This window comes from Cloacibacillus sp. An23 (assembly GCF_002159945.1).
GTDB lineage: Bacteria > Synergistota > Synergistia > Synergistales > Synergistaceae > Caccocola.
This window is the reverse complement of the sequence record NZ_NFJQ01000011.1, coordinates 124,659-141,640: the sequence shown is the minus strand read 5'-3', so window position 1 is coordinate 141,640 and position 16,982 is coordinate 124,659. Positions and strand designations below refer to the sequence as shown.

The 16,982-nt window shown below is 59.4% G+C and carries 17 protein-coding genes; 12 read left to right on the top strand and 5 right to left on the bottom strand.

Features of this window, described 5'->3' with window-relative positions; translation table 11 throughout:
* The 3 genes from B5F39_RS11870 to B5F39_RS11860 form a co-directional block, all read left to right on the top strand.
* Window positions 1-344 (top strand): 4Fe-4S binding protein (locus B5F39_RS11870; RefSeq protein WP_204245116.1); only part of this gene is annotated, 344 nt, incomplete at its 5' end.
* Between the two features lies 1 nt (window position 345).
* Complete coding sequence (locus B5F39_RS11865; RefSeq protein ID WP_087367882.1) at window positions 346-615, top strand: (2Fe-2S)-binding protein; 270 nt, start codon at window positions 346-348, stop codon at window positions 613-615.
* Window positions 616-629: 14 nt separating this feature from the next.
* The gene (locus B5F39_RS11860) at window positions 630-1,778 is read left to right on the top strand and encodes an FAD-binding oxidoreductase (RefSeq protein WP_087367879.1); all 1,149 of its coding nucleotides are present in this window, start codon (window positions 630-632) and stop codon (window positions 1,776-1,778) included.
* 73 nt (window positions 1,779-1,851) lie between these two features.
* On the opposite strand, the gene B5F39_RS11855 is transcribed toward B5F39_RS11860, so the two are convergent.
* From B5F39_RS11855 to B5F39_RS11840, 4 genes are read right to left on the bottom strand one after another with little or no spacing between them, the layout of a single operon-like run.
* The gene (locus B5F39_RS11855; protein ID WP_087367876.1) at window positions 1,852-3,021 is read right to left on the bottom strand and encodes an ADP-ribosylglycohydrolase family protein; all 1,170 of its coding nucleotides are present in this window, start codon (window positions 3,019-3,021) and stop codon (window positions 1,852-1,854) included.
* A 45-nt stretch (window positions 3,022-3,066) separates the two neighbouring features.
* Entirely contained in the window at window positions 3,067-3,711 is a 645-nt protein-coding gene (locus tag B5F39_RS11850) for a histidine phosphatase family protein (protein WP_087367872.1), read from the bottom strand.
* Window positions 3,712-3,714: 3 nt separating this feature from the next.
* Window positions 3,715-5,361, bottom strand: a complete 1,647-nt coding sequence (gene serA, locus B5F39_RS11845) for a phosphoglycerate dehydrogenase (protein ID WP_087367869.1) — start codon at window positions 5,359-5,361, stop codon at window positions 3,715-3,717.
* 50 nt (window positions 5,362-5,411) lie between these two features.
* Window positions 5,412-6,503 (bottom strand): aminotransferase class V-fold PLP-dependent enzyme, encoded by a 1,092-nt coding sequence (locus B5F39_RS11840; protein WP_158096042.1) that lies wholly within the window; start codon window positions 6,501-6,503, stop codon window positions 5,412-5,414.
* Between the two features lie 381 nt (window positions 6,504-6,884).
* Between B5F39_RS11840 and mltG the strand changes: the two genes are divergently transcribed.
* From mltG to B5F39_RS11820, 4 genes are read left to right on the top strand one after another with little or no spacing between them, the layout of a single operon-like run.
* Entirely contained in the window at window positions 6,885-7,889 is a 1,005-nt protein-coding gene (mltG, locus tag B5F39_RS11835; protein WP_143330740.1) for an endolytic transglycosylase MltG, read from the top strand.
* Window position 7,890: 1 nt separating this feature from the next.
* Window positions 7,891-8,142 (top strand): DUF4911 domain-containing protein, encoded by a 252-nt coding sequence (locus B5F39_RS11830; protein WP_087367862.1) that lies wholly within the window; start codon window positions 7,891-7,893, stop codon window positions 8,140-8,142.
* Window positions 8,139-9,506 carry a TldD/PmbA family protein gene (locus tag B5F39_RS11825; RefSeq protein ID WP_087367859.1) on the top strand — a complete coding sequence of 456 codons (1,368 nt, stop codon included), beginning with the start codon at window positions 8,139-8,141 and terminating at the stop codon, window positions 9,504-9,506. Before B5F39_RS11830 ends, B5F39_RS11825 begins: the two co-directional genes overlap by 4 nt.
* Entirely contained in the window at window positions 9,503-11,890 is a 2,388-nt protein-coding gene (locus B5F39_RS11820) for a DNA translocase FtsK (RefSeq protein WP_087367855.1), read from the top strand. The genes B5F39_RS11825 and B5F39_RS11820 overlap by 4 nt, the downstream gene beginning before the upstream one ends.
* A 57-nt stretch (window positions 11,891-11,947) precedes the next feature.
* Here B5F39_RS11820 and rpmB read toward each other — a convergent pair whose 3' ends face one another.
* Window positions 11,948-12,142 carry a 50S ribosomal protein L28 gene (gene rpmB / locus B5F39_RS11815; protein WP_087367852.1) on the bottom strand — a complete coding sequence of 65 codons (195 nt, stop codon included), beginning with the start codon at window positions 12,140-12,142 and terminating at the stop codon, window positions 11,948-11,950.
* Window positions 12,143-12,254: 112 nt separating this feature from the next.
* Between rpmB and xseB the strand changes: the two genes are divergently transcribed.
* The 5 genes from xseB to B5F39_RS11790 are packed head-to-tail and all read left to right on the top strand — an operon-like array spanning window position 12,255 to window position 16,982.
* On the top strand, window positions 12,255-12,476 hold the full coding sequence (gene xseB / locus B5F39_RS11810) for an exodeoxyribonuclease VII small subunit (protein ID WP_087367849.1): 222 nt from the start codon (window positions 12,255-12,257) through the stop codon (window positions 12,474-12,476).
* Window positions 12,460-13,374 carry a polyprenyl synthetase family protein gene (locus B5F39_RS11805; RefSeq protein ID WP_239391244.1) on the top strand — a complete coding sequence of 305 codons (915 nt, stop codon included), beginning with the start codon at window positions 12,460-12,462 and terminating at the stop codon, window positions 13,372-13,374. Before xseB ends, B5F39_RS11805 begins: the two co-directional genes overlap by 17 nt.
* Before the next feature lie 20 nt (window positions 13,375-13,394).
* Window positions 13,395-15,260 (top strand): 1-deoxy-D-xylulose-5-phosphate synthase, encoded by a 1,866-nt coding sequence (dxs, locus tag B5F39_RS11800; RefSeq protein WP_087367842.1) that lies wholly within the window; start codon window positions 13,395-13,397, stop codon window positions 15,258-15,260.
* Complete coding sequence (locus B5F39_RS11795) at window positions 15,257-16,114, top strand: TlyA family RNA methyltransferase (RefSeq protein WP_087367839.1); 858 nt, start codon at window positions 15,257-15,259, stop codon at window positions 16,112-16,114. The genes dxs and B5F39_RS11795 overlap by 4 nt, the downstream gene beginning before the upstream one ends.
* Window positions 16,098-16,982: an NAD(+)/NADH kinase gene (locus tag B5F39_RS11790; RefSeq protein ID WP_343217585.1), complete on the top strand. Its 885-nt coding sequence runs from the start codon at window positions 16,098-16,100 to the stop codon at window positions 16,980-16,982. The genes B5F39_RS11795 and B5F39_RS11790 overlap by 17 nt, the downstream gene beginning before the upstream one ends.

Below are 16,982 nucleotides of genomic sequence, written 5' to 3'. Positions count from 1 at the left end.
CGGGAGCCGTACTTCCGTTTGAAGACATAAACGACACGCCGAAAATAGACTACGCGAAATGCACCGGCTGCGGCATATGCGTATCGAGATGCCCTGGGCTCGCCTGCTTCGTGATAGACCTGACATACTCGGAAGACAAAGCCGTGATAAAACTCCCGTACGAAATGCTCCCGCTCCCAGAAAAGGGACAGACCGTCAAATGCCTCGGCAGAGACGGAGCGGAGATAGCGGACGGAGAAGTCGTAGCGGTAACCGAACCGTCCAAGGACAAGACGTACGTCGTGAGCGTCGCGATACCGAAAGACAAATACGACGACATACGCGCGATAAAGGTGGTGTGCTGAAATGGCGAAGGCAAACGTGATATGCCGCTGCGAAGAGATAGAGATAGACGAAATACGCAGATGGATCGCGGCGGGCTATACCGAGTTCGACGAACTTAAGAGGATACTGCGCGTAGGAATGGGGCCGTGCCAGGGACGTGGCTGCCGCGACATCATCCTGCGCGAGCTCGCCAAAGCGACGGGGAAGCCGATAGCGGACGTCCGTCCCGGCGTCATCAGGCCGCCCGTGAAACCGATAAAAGTAAAGCTGCTTGCCGGCGAAGGCGAATAGGAGGCGGAGAAAACATGACTGTAAAAACTGCCGATGTCATTATAGTCGGAGGAGGAGTGCACGGAGCGTCCTCCGCCTACGAGCTTGCGAAGGCCGGAGTCAGGACCGTGCTTTTCGAGAAGGAATATCTTTCTTCGGGCGGCTCAGGGCGCTCAGCCGCCGGACTGCGCCAGCATTTTGGAACCGAGGTCAACCTTCGTATGGCGAAGTACAACCTATCCGTATTCCCGACTCTCGAGGAGGAACTCGACACCGGAATGAAGCTTGAATTCACGCAGTGGGGATATATGTGGGTGGCGTATTCCGAATCGTGTATGGATCAGCTTAGAAAGAACGTCAGCCTCCAGCAGAGTCTCGACATACCTTCAGTTATGCTGACCCCAGCAGAGATACATGAAAGATGGCCTTATCTGAAGCTTGACGGGATACTTGGAGCCGCCTTCTGCGGCGAGGACGGGCATATAAACCCGCAGACTCTGACTATGGCCTACGGGCACGCGGCGCGCAGGCTCGGCGCGGAGATAAGGACTTACACGCCTGTGGCGAAGCTGCTCGCAGAAAACGGCAAGATAAAGGGAGTAGTCACCGAGAGCGGGGAAGAGTGGCACGCGCCGAAGGTGCTGCTCACGGCGGGGCCGTGGTCTACTCCGCTTGCGGCGACCGTCGGAGTGGAGCTTCCTGTCTACCCGGAGCGTCATAATATACTGATCACCGAGCCGGTCGATGTTTTCGACTGTCCGATGGTGCTGTGCCTCGACGACGGGGCGTATTTCAAGCAGTGTCCGAACGGCACGTTTATGTTCGGGCGGGACGACCAGGACGAGCCGCATACGACGGAGGCGGGGAACAGCGCCAAGTTCCTCGAGGGCGTCACGAAGAGCGTAATGAAGCGCATTCCGGCTCTCAACGGCGTCCGCGTCGTGCGCCAGTGGTCCGGCCCATACGACAACACGCCGGATCATAACGCTATAATAGACTGGACTCCCGTTGAAGGGCTTCTCGTCAACTGCGGCTGGAGCGGACACGGTCTTCAGTTCGGCCCATCCGGCGGACGTGTGTGCAAGGAGCTGCTGCTCGGCGAAAAACCGTTCGTCGATCTGCATCGTTTCCGCCTTTCGAGATTCGCGGAGAACGACCTGTTCTTCGAACCGGCGTTCATTTAAGAATTTTCACTATAAAAAAGGGAGCGGTCATGATTTCGCCGCTCCCTTTTTTTACATATTCAATGCCGGCGCGTCAGTTCCAGCGTCCGCCGTAAGAGAAAAGCGGATGCTCGTCTATCGCGAAGCTGCGGCGCGGGGGAGTCAGTCCGTAGCCGTATACTCCGTCGCCGCCCTCTGAATAATTCTCGAAGTATAGGTCGAAGCCGTTGCGGTTGAGCGCTATGAAGGCGTCGAGGACGGAACCGAAGGAAAGCGAATCGAAGACCACCGACGAGCCTGTGCAGAAATATATCGCCGCGCCGGACTTCCGGCTCCCTTCATGTACGAACGCCCACACCTCGTCGTCGGTCTCCGGCGCGCGCACCCACCAGCGGCATTCGGACGGCGCGATTCTCAGGACGGAGCGGGGGAGCTCTCTTTCGTACGGCGTGCCGCAGCTCCCCTCGACGGCGCACGAGAAGAAATTGTATCGCGAACCGAGATATTTCTTATTGAATTCGTCAACGACTTTTAACGCCTCCTGCGGAAGCAGTATGCTGAGCAGCGCGGCCCATTTATCGTCTATCGGGCCGTAAAAAGCTTCCGCCACGGCTCCGGCTATGCATGCCTGCGTGTCAGAGTCGCCGCCGAGGGAGACGGCGTTGCGTACCGCGTCCTCGAATGAGTCGGATTCTAAAAATGCGACGAGGGCCTCGGGAACGCTGCCCTGACAGGTCGCGTCGAATTTATAACTTTTCCTTATCTTGCCTATCGTGCGGCTTAAATCGTAGCCGAATTCCTTTTCTATATAATCCTTTATCTCGTCCTTGGATTTTCCCGTGCGCGCGAGGAAGACGGCTGCGGCGACCGCCGAAGCGCCTTTTATGCCTTCGGGGTGGTTGTGGCTGGGCTCTGCGCTCTTTTTCGCTTCGGCGAGCACCTCGTCCAGAGTGTCATAGGCCCAACCGACTGGGGAGACTCGCATCGCGGAGCCGTTGCCGAAGCTCTCGCCTCGCTCCCTTTCGTCGGAAAGGCACCATCTGAAGAATCGTTCGCCGTACCCAGCGTGCGGGTAGCAGCGTCCCCAATATTTGAACACCTCCATGTAGCCGTAGCCGTGCAGTATCGCGTCTGCCGCAGCAACGGTAAGGACTGTGTCGTCTGTGAAACGGCTGCCGGCGGAGATAAGGTCGAATTTTTTGCTTTTGTGCGGCGCCCGTTCGAATACCGAACCGATTATATCGCCTACGAGAGCTCCAAGCATTTCTCCATCACTCGCTTATTGCTGTAATTTTTCCCGTTTATTATACTACAGCCCTTTTTGCTCAGGGCTTTCGAAGCTCCCGCCGAGGTGCTCCGCGTATCCCATCAGGCTCATACGCGGAGCGCATCCGTCTTTCATCTCGACTATCGTGATGCTGCAGTTCGGGATCTGGAATCTGAAGAAGCTGGAAAGCGGGGCGCCGAGCCAATGGCAGAGCAATACCTTTATGACGGCGTCGTGCGAGGCGAGGAGCACGTCGCCCTTGTATTTTTTTGCGGCGGCCTCGATCGCCGGAACGGCGCGGCGCGCTATGTCCTCGAGGCTCTCGCCGCCTTCGCCCGGCATTTTTACCGTCTCGGGCGCAGTGTGCCAGCGGCGGAGAATCTTCGGCCATTTTTCAGCGACTTCAGTCGAAAGCATGCCCTCCCAGTCGCCGTGGTTTATCTCCGTGAAGGCCGGAATCTCGTTAAATTCACCCGTTTCGCACTTCGACGACGCTATTTCAGCCGTTTTCCTCGCGCGTGCGAGCGGGCTCGTGAGCACCGCATCGAACCTGTGTCCGGCAAGGCGCCCACCGAGCTTCGCGGCCTGCACGAGCCCCTTTTCGTTCAGCTCGGTGTCGCGCTGGCCCTGGAAACGTCCTTCGACGTTCCACGCAGTTTCGCCGTGTCGTATTACGAAAAATCTCATGTTTTACCCCGCCTTAGTGAAGTCTACGGTGGCGACCCACACCATGTCGCCGCTTCTGATGAGCTCTCCGTTGAGGCTGTCGTCCGTCTCGCCGTCGATTTCGAGCGCGCCGAGCGCGAGTCCGCTGCCTTCTTTGCGCCCGAGCGCGAAATTCGCGATATTGACTCCGGCTTCTCCTAATATGCTGCCTATTTTGCCGATGACGCCGGGGCGGTCGTGGTTCTGGAATATCAGCAGCTTGCCGGTCGGTACGAAGTCTACCCAGTAGTCGTTGACGCGGACGATTCTCTGGCGGCCTTCTTCTGTTATCGTCGCGAGAAGTGAAACGGTTCCCTTTGCGGTCTCGAGCTCGACTTCTATCGTGTTCTTGTAAGTGCGCGGCTCTCCGTAGCTTTCGTCGATGGATACGTCGCGGTCTTTGGCGAGCAGCGGCGCCAACATGTAGCTGACCGGCGTGCCTATGCTTACCTCGAGCATCCCCTTGAGCACGGCGATGGTGTAGGGGCGCAGCTTGTTGGCGAGGCGCTTCTCTTCGTCGTCGAAGAGCGGGCCGCGCAGCGTGACGTGGCACTTGTGGGGGGCGGAGCCACGCACCTGGGCGAGCTTCGCCGCGAGCAGGCCGATCTTACGCGAGAGGCTGAGGTACATGCGCTGGTCGTTATTGAGCGCCTGCTCGAGGAAGGGCAGATTGACAGCGTGGTTGTAGGGCTCGCCGCGCAGCACGCTGAGCATGTTCACCGCCGCGATGCGCGACACTTCCGACTGCGCCTCGACTGTGTTCGCGCCTATGTGCGGCGTTATCACGATCTTTCCGGCTATGTCTTCTGCGAGGAACGGGTGGCCCGGCTTCAGCGGCTCCGCGCTGTAAACGTCCGTCGCGAAGCCCTCGAGACGCCCGTCGCGTACCGCCTGCGCTACCGCGGCTTCGTCCACGATGCCGCCGCGCGCGCAGTTCACGAGATAGGCCCCGTGCTTGAACACGCGCAGCATATTCTCGTCTATCATGTCAGCTGTCTCCTCGGTGAGAGGCGTGTGTATCGTCACCATGTCGGCGAGCGATACGGCCCCCTCGAGGTCGCCCATCAGTTCGACGTGGAGCGAGTCGGCCTTCGTATGCGGGATGTACGGGTCGTAGGCTATTACCTCCATGCCGAAGGCCCGCGCGCGCTTAGCCACCTCGCTGCCTATCCTCCCGAGGCCGATAATGAGCAGTTTTTTGCCGCTGAGCTGGCGGCCCGTGAATTTGTTTCTGTCCCATTTGCCTTCATGGAGAGATGCGCACGCCTGCGGCACCCTGCGCACGACGGCGAGCATGTTGGCCATCGTCAGCTCCGTTGCGGCGAGCGTGTTGCCGCTCGGTGCGTTGATGACTATTATCCCGCGCCGGCTGGCGGCAGGGAGGTCGATATTGTCGACGCCGACTCCGGCGCGGCCTATGACCTTGAGCTTGTGTCCAGCTTCTATTTTTTTCTCGTCCATCGTCGTGCCGCTGCGCGTCAGTATAGCGTCCGCGTCGGCGAGTTTTTCTATTATCTCTTCGTCGGTGAGGCCGAGCGCCACCTCGAGCTCGACCTCGGGCGCGTTTCTGAATATATCCAGCCCCGCCTCTCCGACCTTTTCCGTTACAAGGACCTTCCATTTATTACCCATTTCGTTCAGCCGTCCAATCTGTCGTCAACTTTTACGGCGGTTTTGCCGCTTTATTCCGCCGTTTCTTTCAGCGCTTCGCCGAAAGCGCCGAGTATTTCCTTAAGTTCGGTTTCTCCCCAGTCGCTGTAGTGCGCGGAGCGTATGAGCTTCCCCTTGAGGCCTCCCTGTCCTCCCGCCGTCGTGAGTCCCATCCGTGAAAGAACGGCGCGCACGGCTTCGCTTTTGCCGCCCGGCGCGCTGAAAGCCGTAACGCCTGCGGAACGCAGAGCGGGGTCTTTTACCAAAAGCTCGTAGCCCATGCCCTCAAGCCCCGACGCAAAACCGCCGGCCCAGCGGCGGCGCTTTGCAAACCACGAGCGCGCCCCGTCCCGAAGTATCACGCCGAGTGCCGCGTCGAGCGCGTAGTAGAGCGACACCGGCGGCGTGTACGGGTTTTCGTAGGAATCTTTTTTCATATATTTAAGATGAAGCTTGAGGTCGAAGTAGTAGCTCGGACACCGGCGTGAGTCGAGCTCAGCGAGCGCGCGCTCCGACAGCCAGACGAATCCGAGCCCCGGCGGCGTCATCAGCCCTTTTTGCGAGGCCGTGCATAGCACGTCGATCCCCCATTGCTCCGGGAAGCATTCCATCGCGCCGACCGAGCTTACTCCGTCGACGAGTACGAGCGTGCGGCGCTCCTTTGGCAGGGCTGCGATAATATCCTTGACCGGCACAGTCACCCCAGTCGAGGTTTCGTTGTGCGTGATAAGCAGAGCTTTCGCGTCAGGGTGCGCGCGAAGCAGCTCTGCCGCGTCGCCGGGAGCAGGCGCGCAGCCTTCGGGATAATCGGCGAATACGCCCTCAGCTCCCGTGCGCTGCGCTATTTCACGAAACCTTTTGCCGAAGGCGCCACACGAGAGAGAGACGAACTTGTCGCCGGCGCCGAGGAAGTTGACCGCCGCGCACTCAAGCGCACCCGTGCCCGAGGACGGGAGTATAACGACGGGGGAGGAGCTTTCGAAAAGTCTCCCGAGCTTTTCCGAAATTCCCATGAAAAGAGATGAGAACGCGGCGCACCTATGGCTTTCCATCTGAGCGGCACCGGCCGCAAGAACCGGCGGCGGCACCTCGACCGGTCCAGGAGTCAGCAAATATTTCCTCAAAATAAAGACCTCCCTATAAAATAAAAAAGAGACCGAAAGAAACTCTTCCAGTCTCAAAACGTTGCTTCCGCATTCGACGCCGCAGGCGGCGCGTATCTGCTATTCGCTCTGAGACGGGCGCGCGGGGCTTGTGCCTCCCCACGAAGAGAGACGCTGCGGACAGCATGACGACGAATATGCGCTGTATGACACCGGCGGCCCCTCCCCGTACTCAAAGGATCAACTGGTTTACTTTTATACGCCAAAGCACCGTCAATGTCAATACGGGCGCGAGAGGCGGGGCCAACAAACGCTTTGACGGCTTCTTAAAATTTTGCTCACAATCAGTCAGTTTTCATATATAATAAATAACGCTGTGAAGAGCGCTCAGGAGGGCTGGCTTTGAACGACAGGATCACCGACACATTAGCTTGCATAATCGCCGCTTCGGCGTACTGTTTTCTTTGTTTTTATATCCCGTACAAATATCCCGATATGCCGGATAAGTTTTTTCGCCGGATCGAGGCCGTCATACCAGCGGGCGCGTCGGCCTCAGCGGCGGCGAAGATTCTGGAAAACGCGGGAGTCGTGGACGACGCGGGCGCGCTTGTGCGCGAGATGGCGCGTACCGGGCTCGACAGAAGGATAAAACCGGGCCTTTATACTCTGCGCCGTTCTACGCCGGGCGGAACGGCGCGCCAGCTCGAGAAGGCGAAGCCTGTGGTAAACAGCGCGGCGCTCATACCCGGCTCGCGCTTTGAACGCCTCGCTGCGCTCTTCACCGGCGACGGCGTGAGCGCGTCTGATTTCTGCGCTGCGATGGCCGACGCGGAAAATTTCTACGAGCCGGTCAGAAAATGGCTGCCTGACGAGCCGCGCGCACGGATGGTATTCCTGCTGCCGGAGACGTACTTCGTCGCTCCGGGTCCCGGCGCTGAAAAGAGCTTCATCGCATCGGCATCGCGGCTGTGGTACGAAAGGGTAGGGAAGGACATCCCGGAGGACGCGGATGCGAAGGAAGTACAGACGCGCGGAGTGCTCGCTTCGCTCGTCGAGGGCGAAGCATCGTCGCCGGATGAGCGCCCCATACTCGCAGGGATTTTCCTGAAGCGTATAGAAAAGAAGATGCGCCTGCAGTCCTGCGCGACGGTAATATATTCGTGGGCTGAGCGCGGCGTCAAGAAGACGGCGCTCACCTACAGGGATCTGGAGATAGACTCGCCATACAACACGTACAGGAACGACGGGCTGCCGCCGGGGCCGATATGCGTTCCGTCGGAAAACTCATGGAAGAGCGCGCTTGCGCCGCAGGAGAGCGATTATCTTTTCTTCTTCGCCGACGGCAAGGGGCGGCACGTCTTCAGCGAGACATACGGCGAGCACCTGGCGAAACAGAGGAGCATGTGAAGTGAAGCCCGAGATAAAAGCGCTGAGATTTACAGTTCCGCACAAGGACATATATTATATAAGCTGGATAATAGACGCGGCCGAAGGCATAGGCTTCCTCCAGACGGACGACGCGAAGGCGGGCAGGATAACCGTTTTCACCCCCGTCGAACAGGAAAAGTATATATTGAGCCTTATGAACGCGCTGCGGGACGAAGGCATTCCAATAGAGAATGAAGACTGCGACGAAGGGACTGGAGAAATAAAAGAATGAACAGCAGCGTTGACTTTTTTCTGGACAAACTGCAGAAGGCCGTCAAAAGCGGCGCACAGTACGCCGATATATACGTACAGAGCGGCGAAGGCCATTCCGTACATTTCGAAGACGGCAAGATAGACGAGACGTCTTCATCGACCGCGGACGGCTCAGGCAGCCGTATAATCGTCGGAGGCAGGACTTTTTACTCCCACGCGCCGGGCGCAAGCGCCGCGTCGGTAGCGCCGGCCTTCGAGCGCTGCGCTGAAATGTCTGGGCTGAGCCTTTCCGGTGGAGCCGCGCCAGAGGGCGTCCTTATCGAAAACACGAAACCTCCGGTCGCACAGCCGGACGCGTCGTTCTTCCGCGAGATAGACGAGGCGATAAAGAAGGAATCTCCATACATAAGACAGTCGTCGTACCGCTATACGGTGTCGCGGCGCAGAGTACTCGTCATAAAGCCCGACGGAACGCTCGCGGAAGACGAGCGCTGCTATACGTCGTTCGCCGTTCAGGTGATAGCGGAACGCGGCGGGCTCGTGCAGACGGGCTCGGAGCGCCGCTGTATGACTCTGCCGCAGGAATCGTTCTGGAACGGCGCGACGCCGCTAGAGCTCGCGCAGGCCGCGCTCCGCCGCGCGCTGCTGATGCTCGATGCAAAGCCATGTCCGGCGGGAAAGATGCGCGTGCTGATGGCCGGAGAGGCTGGCGGCACGATAGTTCACGAAGCGTGCGGACACGGACTGGAGGCCGACATCGTTGAAAAGGACTATTCGACATACCGCGGTATGATAGGCGAAAAGGTCGCTCACGAGAGCGTCACGATGGTGGACGGGCCCCTCACCGATGGGCTCTACGGAGATTACCGTTTCGACGACGAGGGAACGCCGGCGCAGCGTACCGTGCTCATTGAAAACGGCGTGCTTAAACGCTACCTCACGGACGTGCTCTCGTCGCAGCTTTACGGCCTCCCTCTCACAGGCAACGGAAGGCGCGAATCCTATCGCTGCGTACCGGTTCCGCGCATGAGCAACACCTATCTCATGCCTGGCCGCGACGATATAGACACGATGCTCGAACGCACGGAAAAGGGCCTGTTCGTGAAAAAGATGGGCGGGGGCGAGGTCGACCCGACGTCCGGTGATTTCGTGTTCTACGTCAGCGAAGCCTATCTCATCGAAAACGGCCGTCTCGGCTCGCCCGTGCGCGGCGCTATACTGACCGGCAACGGCCCTGAGGCTCTCAGAAACATTTCCGCGCTAGGCGACAATCTCGTAATGGACCCAGGAATGTGCGGCAAGTCCGGACAGAGCGTGCCAGTCACCGACGGGCAGCCGTCGATGCTGATCGAGGGGCTCACTGTCGGAGGCAGCGAAGCATGAGGGAGCAGGAACCTTCGCCGCCGAGACGCAGAAAGAAAATCCCGCAGAAAGATAAGGCGAAGATGAAAGGGTTCGACATAAGAGCAATATTAGGCGAGCTTCGTACAGCTCTTAGAATTTTCAACATCGTAGCCGCGCTGGTCACGCTGTATGTGATCGCTTCGCTCTATACCCCGTGGACGGGAGATGCCGGCGAGGCTATCGCGGGCTGGCTTCTTTCAGCCGTCGGCGGCGCGGTGATAATCCCGCTGCTTTTTCTGCTCTATACCGCCGTCCGGCTTATAGCAGGCTTGTCAATGGAAGGCTGGTGGCGTCATCTGTGCGGCGTTTTCTGCATATTTATCTTCCTTTCTATGACTCTCGGACTGAACAGGCTGACCGGAGGCGAGAGGACGGCGGCGTTCCCGTTCCTGTCGGCGGGCGGCTTCGGGTTCGGGATCAGCGCCGCCATATACAGATCGACAGGGATACTGGGGACCGTTCTGGCCGGGCTGCTGACGATATATCTGACGCTTCTGTCATTCAATATACATCTGTTGTCGTTTGTAAAACTGCCTAAGTTTACGATGCCTGGCTTCTCCTTCCTCCGCCGCGGGAAAAGCGGTGATTCGGAAGCGGAGGCTGACGATGGCGGCGGCTATATGGACGAGTATGACGACGACGATGAAGACGAAAGGGACGCGCCGAACATATCCGATTTCGACGGCGACAAGGACTATTTCGACTACGATGAGGAAGAGCCAGAGGCGGATATGCGGGCTGCGCAGCCGCGCGTGCGGGCCGAGCGCTCCGGCGCGCCGCGGTACGCCGCCGGCGTGGATTCAGATGACGAAGATGGAATCGACTACAACGATCCCGAATCGCTTAAGAACGCCGGAGACCAGGCGCTTCGTCCTGCGATACAGGATCCGAACTTCAGCTTCGAGGACGGCGGCGCGCGGCACGTAAAACAAGGAATATTTCCGCCGCCCATAGAGATATTCGGGCCGAGCGAATCGCGCGACGGCGAGATGGACGAGGAAAAGGCGCGGCCGCTCGGCGAAAAAATAGTGCGCGCGCTCGAACAGTTCGGTATCGAGTCCAACCTCGCCGAGATACTCGTAGGCCCGACCGTCATACAGTTCCGCATACAGCTCGCGCCCGGCATAAAAGTCAGCAAGGTGGCCGCGCTGGCGAACGATATAGCGCTCGCCATGGCGGTGCCGAGCCTCAGGATAGAAGCGCCTATTCCGGGCAAACCCTACGTCGGGATAGAGATACCGAACCCGAAGCGGCGCGGCATACCGCTGCGCACCGTCATAGAGGACGACGGCTTTCAGAACACCAAGCTTGCGCTTCCTCTGCCTTTCGGCGTCGCGGTCAACGGAGATTCCGTAATCGTCGGCCTCGAGGAGCTGCCGCACCTGCTAGTGGCGGGAACGACCGGCTCCGGGAAGAGCGTCTTCGTGAACTCCTGCATCGTCGGCCTCTGCTCGAAACGCACGCCGGAGGAGCTTCGCATGATACTCGTAGACCCGAAGCGTGTAGAGATGGCGGTATACGACAAGCTGCCTCACCTGCTCACACCGCCCGTCACCGACCCCAAAAAGGCGGTACAGGCGCTCGCTTGGCTGATACGCGAGATGGAGAACCGTTATACGACCTTCGCGAAGCTGCGCGTGCGCAATCTCGAGGGCTACAATGAGAAGGTACTGCCGAAAGACAGGCTGCCGCACATCGTCATAGTAGTGGACGAGCTCGCCGACCTCATGATGACCGCGGCTAAAGAGGTCGAGGAGTATATATGCCGCCTCGCGCAGATGGCGCGCGCCACCGGCATACACCTCATGCTTGCGACTCAGCGTCCGTCTGTCAACATAATAACGGGGCTTATCAAGGCGAACATTCCCGCCCGAGTCGCCTTCACGCTCCCGAGCAACGCCGACTCACGCACGATAATCGACTGCGCCGGGGCGGAGAAGCTGCTCGGCAAGGGGGACATGCTCTTCCTTTCTACGAAGCATCCGAAGCCTATACGCATACAGTCGCCGTGGATCGACGAAAAAATCCTCGCGGGATGGCTTAGCTACATCACGAACACCTTCGGCGAGCCGGAGTTCATCGAGATAGAGGCGCAGGGCGCTGGCGGCAGCGGCGGCGCTTTAGGCGGCACCTTCGACGACGACTTGCTTGAAGAGGCGATTGAGACGGTTCTCTCAACCGGCATAGCTTCGGCGAGCGGTCTTCAGAGGAGGCTGCGCGTAGGATTTTCGCGCGCGTCGAGGCTCATAGACATGATGGAGCAGCTCGGGATAGTCGGCCCGGCGGACGGCGCGCGCGCGAGAGAGATACTCGTGGACGAAGATGGCGCGAGAGAGCTGCTCGAAGAGGCGAGAGGCAGATAGATGGAAAATATCGTATGTGCTATGAACAAGATGAAAGGGAATAAAAAAAGAGCCGTATTACACGGCTCTCTGTACTTTACCGGAACGGAGGCACTTGGTGCAGATATGGAGCTTGCGGGTCTCCCCTCCGCCTACGTCAACTCTGACGCTCTGGATGTTGATGAGCCAGCGGCGTCTCGTGTGGCGGTTCGAATGGCTTACCGCGTTTCCCGTAACGGGCCCGCGGCCGCAGCAGTCACAGAACTTTGACATTTGTTTCCCCCCTTGTTTACCTTGAAACAATCAACCCGCACATTGTATCATAGCAACGTGGAAAGTGGCAACAGCGCAAGCTCAAACAAATGAAGATAAAGGGAGCGTTTTTATGAATTTCGCTGAAAAAATGGCCGAACTGGAAAAAATACTCAGAGACCTCGAAGGAGATTCTCTTTCTCTCGACTCCGCGCTCGCGGAGTATGAAAGGGGCGTGGGGCTAGTACGCGAATGCCGCGCCTATCTCGAAGACGCTCAGAAAAAAATCACGATGCTCTCGCAGGAATGCGGAGCGGCTCAGCCCGCGGCGGAGGAGGATGGCTGCGATGAATAGCGGCCTTCGTTCGTTCGTGAAGAGCGAGCTTGAAAGATACAGGCTCGCGCTTGAGGACTACATTTTAGAGACGGCTCCGGCGCGTGCGGAGGGAGTTCCGTCGGAGCTTTTCGAGTCTATGGAGTATTCTCTGCGCGCTGGAGGCAAACGGCTGCGTCCGGCGCTCTGCCTAGCCGCGGCGAAGCGCTCCGGCGTTGATGAAAAAAAGGCCATGCCTATGGCGCTCGGCCTTGAGATGCTGCACACGGCTACGCTGATCCACGACGACCTTCCTTGTATGGACGACGACGATATGAGACGCGGCAAGCCGTCGAACCACGCCAAGTTCGGCGAGACGCTGGCTCTGCTCGCGGGCGACGCGCTTTTCGTCCAGTCTCTGGAATTTCCTATGGCGAATCTCACCGGCATAGAGCCGAAGAACGTGCTGCGCGCGATGCACATCTTCGCGAAGGCGATAGGCCCGTCAGGAGTCTGCGGCGGACAGGTGCTCGACATAGACGCGGCTAAGGCCGCCGGAGAGCAGGACTATGTACGCCGCATCGCGAAGCTTAAGACCGGCGCTCTGATCCAGGCCGCGGTCCTCACCGGCGCTGCGCTCGGCGGCGCGAAAGAAACGTTACTCGCGCGTTATGCCGACTACGCGGCGCATCTCGGCTCCGCGTTCCAGATAGTCGATGATATACTTGACGTGACGAGCACGGCCGAGGAGCTCGGTAAAACTCCTGGCAAGGACGAACGCGACGGCAAGCTGACGCACGTAACGGTCTATGGGATTGAACGCGCGCGCGAAATGGCGGCGGAGGAATCGGAGGCCGCGAGGGCTGCGCTTGATGGGGTTCTGCCTCAGGACGACTTCCTTATGCTCCTGCCTGAATATCTCGTGCACAGAAGCAAATAACGACTGGTGGAATATAAAGCATGAACCTATTGGATTCCGTCGGGGATTTCAGAGGCCTCTACGGACTCGGAGAAGAAGAACTGGGCGCGCTGTGCGCCGAAATAAGAGAGCGGATATTAGACGTGACGCTCAAAAACGGCGGGCATCTGAGCTCGTCGCTCGGAGCCGTCGAGCTGACAGTGGCGCTGCTGCGCGTGTTCAACCCCGACTCGGACAAGATAATTTTCGACGTCGGACATCAGAGCTACGCGTACAAGCTGCTGACGAAGCGTCTCGACCGCTTTCCGACGCTGCGCCGTAAGGGAGGGATCGCCGGCTTTCCGCGCATGGACGAAAGCCCCTACGACTTTTTCACGACGGGCCACAGCAGCACGTCGATATCCGCCGCGATGGGCTACGCTAAAGCGCGCGACCTCAAGCACGAAAATTACGAGGTCGTCGCCGTCATAGGCGACGGCGCTCTGCTCAACGGCGTCTCCTTCGAGGCGCTCAACGCGATGGCGAGCGTCAAGTCGAAGGTCATAATCGTCCTCAACGACAATAAAATGTCGATAAACCCGCGCGTCGGCGGCATGGCGTCGCATCTTGCGAAGCTCGCCGTCAACCCGACGTACAAAAAATTCAAGGACTACGTAAAATATCAGTGCGCTGGGCGCAAAAACGGCGAGAGCGTTCATCAGGCTCTTTCGCAGATAAAGCTGAAACTGAAGTCGCTTCTTCTGCCGACTAATATTTTCGAAGAGCTTAACATAAGCTACTGGGGACCATTCAATGGGCACAACGTAACGGAGATGGAGGAGGTCTTCCGCCTCGCGCGCCATTACGACGAGCCGCTGCTTATCCATGTGCTGACACAGAAGGGCAAGGGCTGCAAGGCGGCGGAGGAAAACCCTTCGTTCTTCCACGGGATAGGGCCTATGACTAAGGTAGACGCACCGGCGGAAAAGCCCGGCGGCGAGGAAAGCTGGAGCTCCGTCATGGCCGGCGCGCTATGCGCCGCGGCGGAGAAGGACCCGAAGATAATGGCGGGGACGGCCGCGATGAAGGACGGCACTAAGCTCGGGACCTTCGCTAAGCGTTATCCGCAGCGCTTCTTCGACGCAGGCATAGAAGAGGAGCATATGCTCGTCTACGCGGCCGGACTGGCGGCGGCAGGCATGCGCCCGGCGGTCTGCATCTATTCGACCTTCCTGCAAAGGGCCATGGACCAGGTGGCGCACGATATATGCCTGCCGAAACTGCCCGTACTGCTGTGCATAGACCGCGCGGGACTCGTCGGCGAAGACGGCGAGACGCACCACGGGATATTGGATATACCGTGGCTTCGCGCCGTGCCCGGGATGACGCTCGCCGCGCCGCGCGACGCCGTCGATTTGGAATTCTTTGTGGAAGAGTGGCGTGCGCGCGGAATCCCGATGGCGGTACGCTATCCGAGGGGGAAGGCCGAACGGGCGCTGGCCCGGGCCGAAGGGAGCGTTCCGGCGCGGTGGGGACGCTGCGAAGTCCTTCTCGAGGGCTCGGACATATGCCTGATAGGAGTGGGAAGCACGATCCCGCTCATGCTCGAGGCTGCCGGCGCGATCGCCGTGGAGACCGGTACGCAGCCGACCGTCGTAGACCTGAGGTTTATAAAGCCGCTTGACGCCGACGGCCTGCTCCCGCTGCTTGCGTCGCACAGAGCGGTCGTTACGGCGGAAGAGGGGGCGCTCGCCGGCGGTGTCGGAGAAGCGGCCGCCGCGCTTATGCAGGAGCATGGAATCAAGTGCAATTTCGCCTCGGCCGGCGTGCCGGACAGATTCATCCCACACGCGACGCGCGCGGAACAGTGGGATGAGTGCGGCCTTACCGTCGAAAATATCATGCGCCTGTGCGGAGTGAGAAAATGAGCGCAAAACTGGTACGCCTGGACAAGCTCATAACGGACAGGAAGCTCGCGCCGTCGCGCACCGCTGCGCGCGTCCTAATCGAAGAGGGACGCGTCAGGGTTAACGGCGCGGAGGCACGCAAGCCGGCCTCGATGGTCGGCTCCGACGCCGGAATAGTGATAGACGCTCCTGAAAGAGAATGGGTCAGCCGCGGAGCCTACAAGCTCCTGCGCGCGCTCGAGCGTTTCCCGATCGACGCGCGCGGCAAGCGCTGCGTAGACATAGGGGCTTCAACCGGCGGCTTCACCGACGTACTGCTCGCGAACGGCGCAAGTCTGGTCTACGCGGTAGACGTCGGCTACGGTCAGCTCGCATGGAAGCTTCGGGGCGATCCGCGCGTCCGGGTCATGGAGCGCACCAACGCGCGAAATCTCACGCTCGAGATGATAGACGGAGAAAAAGCCGACGTTATAGTCTCCGACGCTTCCTTCATATCTCTGACTCTGCTCTTCGGCGTTATGGAAAATCTGCTGAATGATGACGGCGTTATAGCTGTGCTCGTGAAGCCGCAGTTCGAGGCCGGACGCGGGCGAGTCGGCAAAGGCGTTATAACGGACCCCAAACTGCACGAGGATATACTTAACGAAGTGGCGGACTTCATAGACGGTCAGACCGGGCTTTCGCTCGAGGAGGCGGACTATTCGCCCATACGCGGCCCGGAAGGCAACATAGAGTTTTTGTTTTTCCTGCGGCATAAAACCGCCGGACGAAACGCACCTCGCCCGGATTTTCATAAAATAGTGGAGGAGGCGCACCTCCGCGCCGCCCAGCACCCGAATCGGAGGAGCAATGCGAACGATGAAGGACATGACTAAAATAGGACTGCTCTTTAACACCCAGAAGCCGGCCGCCATAGAAATGGCGTGGCGGCTTTGGAACTGGGGACGTGAGGCGGGGATACAATTCCTCTTCCCGCCTCACGAGTCGTCGGCGATATCCATCCCCGGGCTCGACGACGAGACGTGGCGCAAAGAAGCCTCCTTCGCCGTTATCCTCGGCGGCGACGGAACCTTCCTGCGCGCCGCGCGCTACACCTTCGGGCACGAGATACCGCTCTACGGAATCAACCTCGGGCGGCTGGGCTTTCTCGCTATCGGAAGCCCGGAGTCCGCCGAGAGCGACATAAAGTCGATAATCGCAGGGCGGTTTACGCTTCAGCGCCGCCACCTGCTCAAGGGGCAGGTTTGGCGCTCCGGCAGGCTCGTCCACGAGCTTCACGCGCTCAACGACTTCGTCATATCGAAGGGCAGTATAGCGCGCGTCACAGACCTCGAGGTCAAGGTCGGAGGCGAGACGCTTACGCTCTTCCTCGCGGACGGACTCATCCTATCCACGCCGACCGGCTCGACGGCCTACGCGCTTTCCGCGGGAGGCCCGATAGTGCCGCCCCACGTGCCGTGCATGATAGTGGCGCCGATATGCGCGCACACGCTCTACGCGCGTCCGGTCATCCTGAGCGGAGAGGACAGGGCGGTCGTTATACCCAAGGGCGACGCGCGCAGCCTTATGCTTACGCAGGACGGCCAGCTCGGTTACGAACTGCTCCCTGGAGACGAACTGCACGCGATGCTCGATCCCGAAGTCCACGTCCAGACCATCCAGCTCAACGGGAGGAGCTACTACGACCTGCTGCGCGAAAAACTGCGCTGGGGCTTCAACGGCATAAGCGGCGGAGGCGATTAG

What these genes read in the sequence shown, in the direction of transcription:
- B5F39_RS11865 (WP_087367882.1), top strand. Translation starts at nt 346, where the DNA reads ATGGCGAAGGCAAACGTGATATGCCGCTGCGAAGAGATAGAGATAGAC.
- xseB (WP_087367849.1), top strand. Translation starts at nt 12,255, where the DNA reads ATGAATTTCGCTGAAAAAATGGCCGAACTGGAAAAAATACTCAGAGAC.
- B5F39_RS11855 (WP_087367876.1), bottom strand. Translation starts at nt 3,021, where the DNA reads ATGCTTGGAGCTCTCGTAGGCGATATAATCGGTTCGGTATTCGAACGG.
- serA (WP_087367869.1), bottom strand. Translation starts at nt 5,361, where the DNA reads ATGGGTAATAAATGGAAGGTCCTTGTAACGGAAAAGGTCGGAGAGGCG.
- dxs (WP_087367842.1), top strand. Translation starts at nt 13,395, where the DNA reads ATGAACCTATTGGATTCCGTCGGGGATTTCAGAGGCCTCTACGGACTC.
- B5F39_RS11795 (WP_087367839.1), top strand. Translation starts at nt 15,257, where the DNA reads ATGAGCGCAAAACTGGTACGCCTGGACAAGCTCATAACGGACAGGAAG.
- B5F39_RS11805 (WP_239391244.1), top strand. Translation starts at nt 12,460, where the DNA reads ATGGCTGCGATGAATAGCGGCCTTCGTTCGTTCGTGAAGAGCGAGCTT.
- rpmB (WP_087367852.1), bottom strand. Translation starts at nt 12,142, where the DNA reads ATGTCAAAGTTCTGTGACTGCTGCGGCCGCGGGCCCGTTACGGGAAAC.
- B5F39_RS11790 (WP_343217585.1), top strand. Translation starts at nt 16,098, where the DNA reads ATGAAGGACATGACTAAAATAGGACTGCTCTTTAACACCCAGAAGCCG.
- B5F39_RS11820 (WP_087367855.1), top strand. Translation starts at nt 9,503, where the DNA reads ATGAGGGAGCAGGAACCTTCGCCGCCGAGACGCAGAAAGAAAATCCCG.
- B5F39_RS11825 (WP_087367859.1), top strand. Translation starts at nt 8,139, where the DNA reads ATGAACAGCAGCGTTGACTTTTTTCTGGACAAACTGCAGAAGGCCGTC.
- B5F39_RS11860 (WP_087367879.1), top strand. Translation starts at nt 630, where the DNA reads ATGACTGTAAAAACTGCCGATGTCATTATAGTCGGAGGAGGAGTGCAC.
- B5F39_RS11850 (WP_087367872.1), bottom strand. Translation starts at nt 3,711, where the DNA reads ATGAGATTTTTCGTAATACGACACGGCGAAACTGCGTGGAACGTCGAA.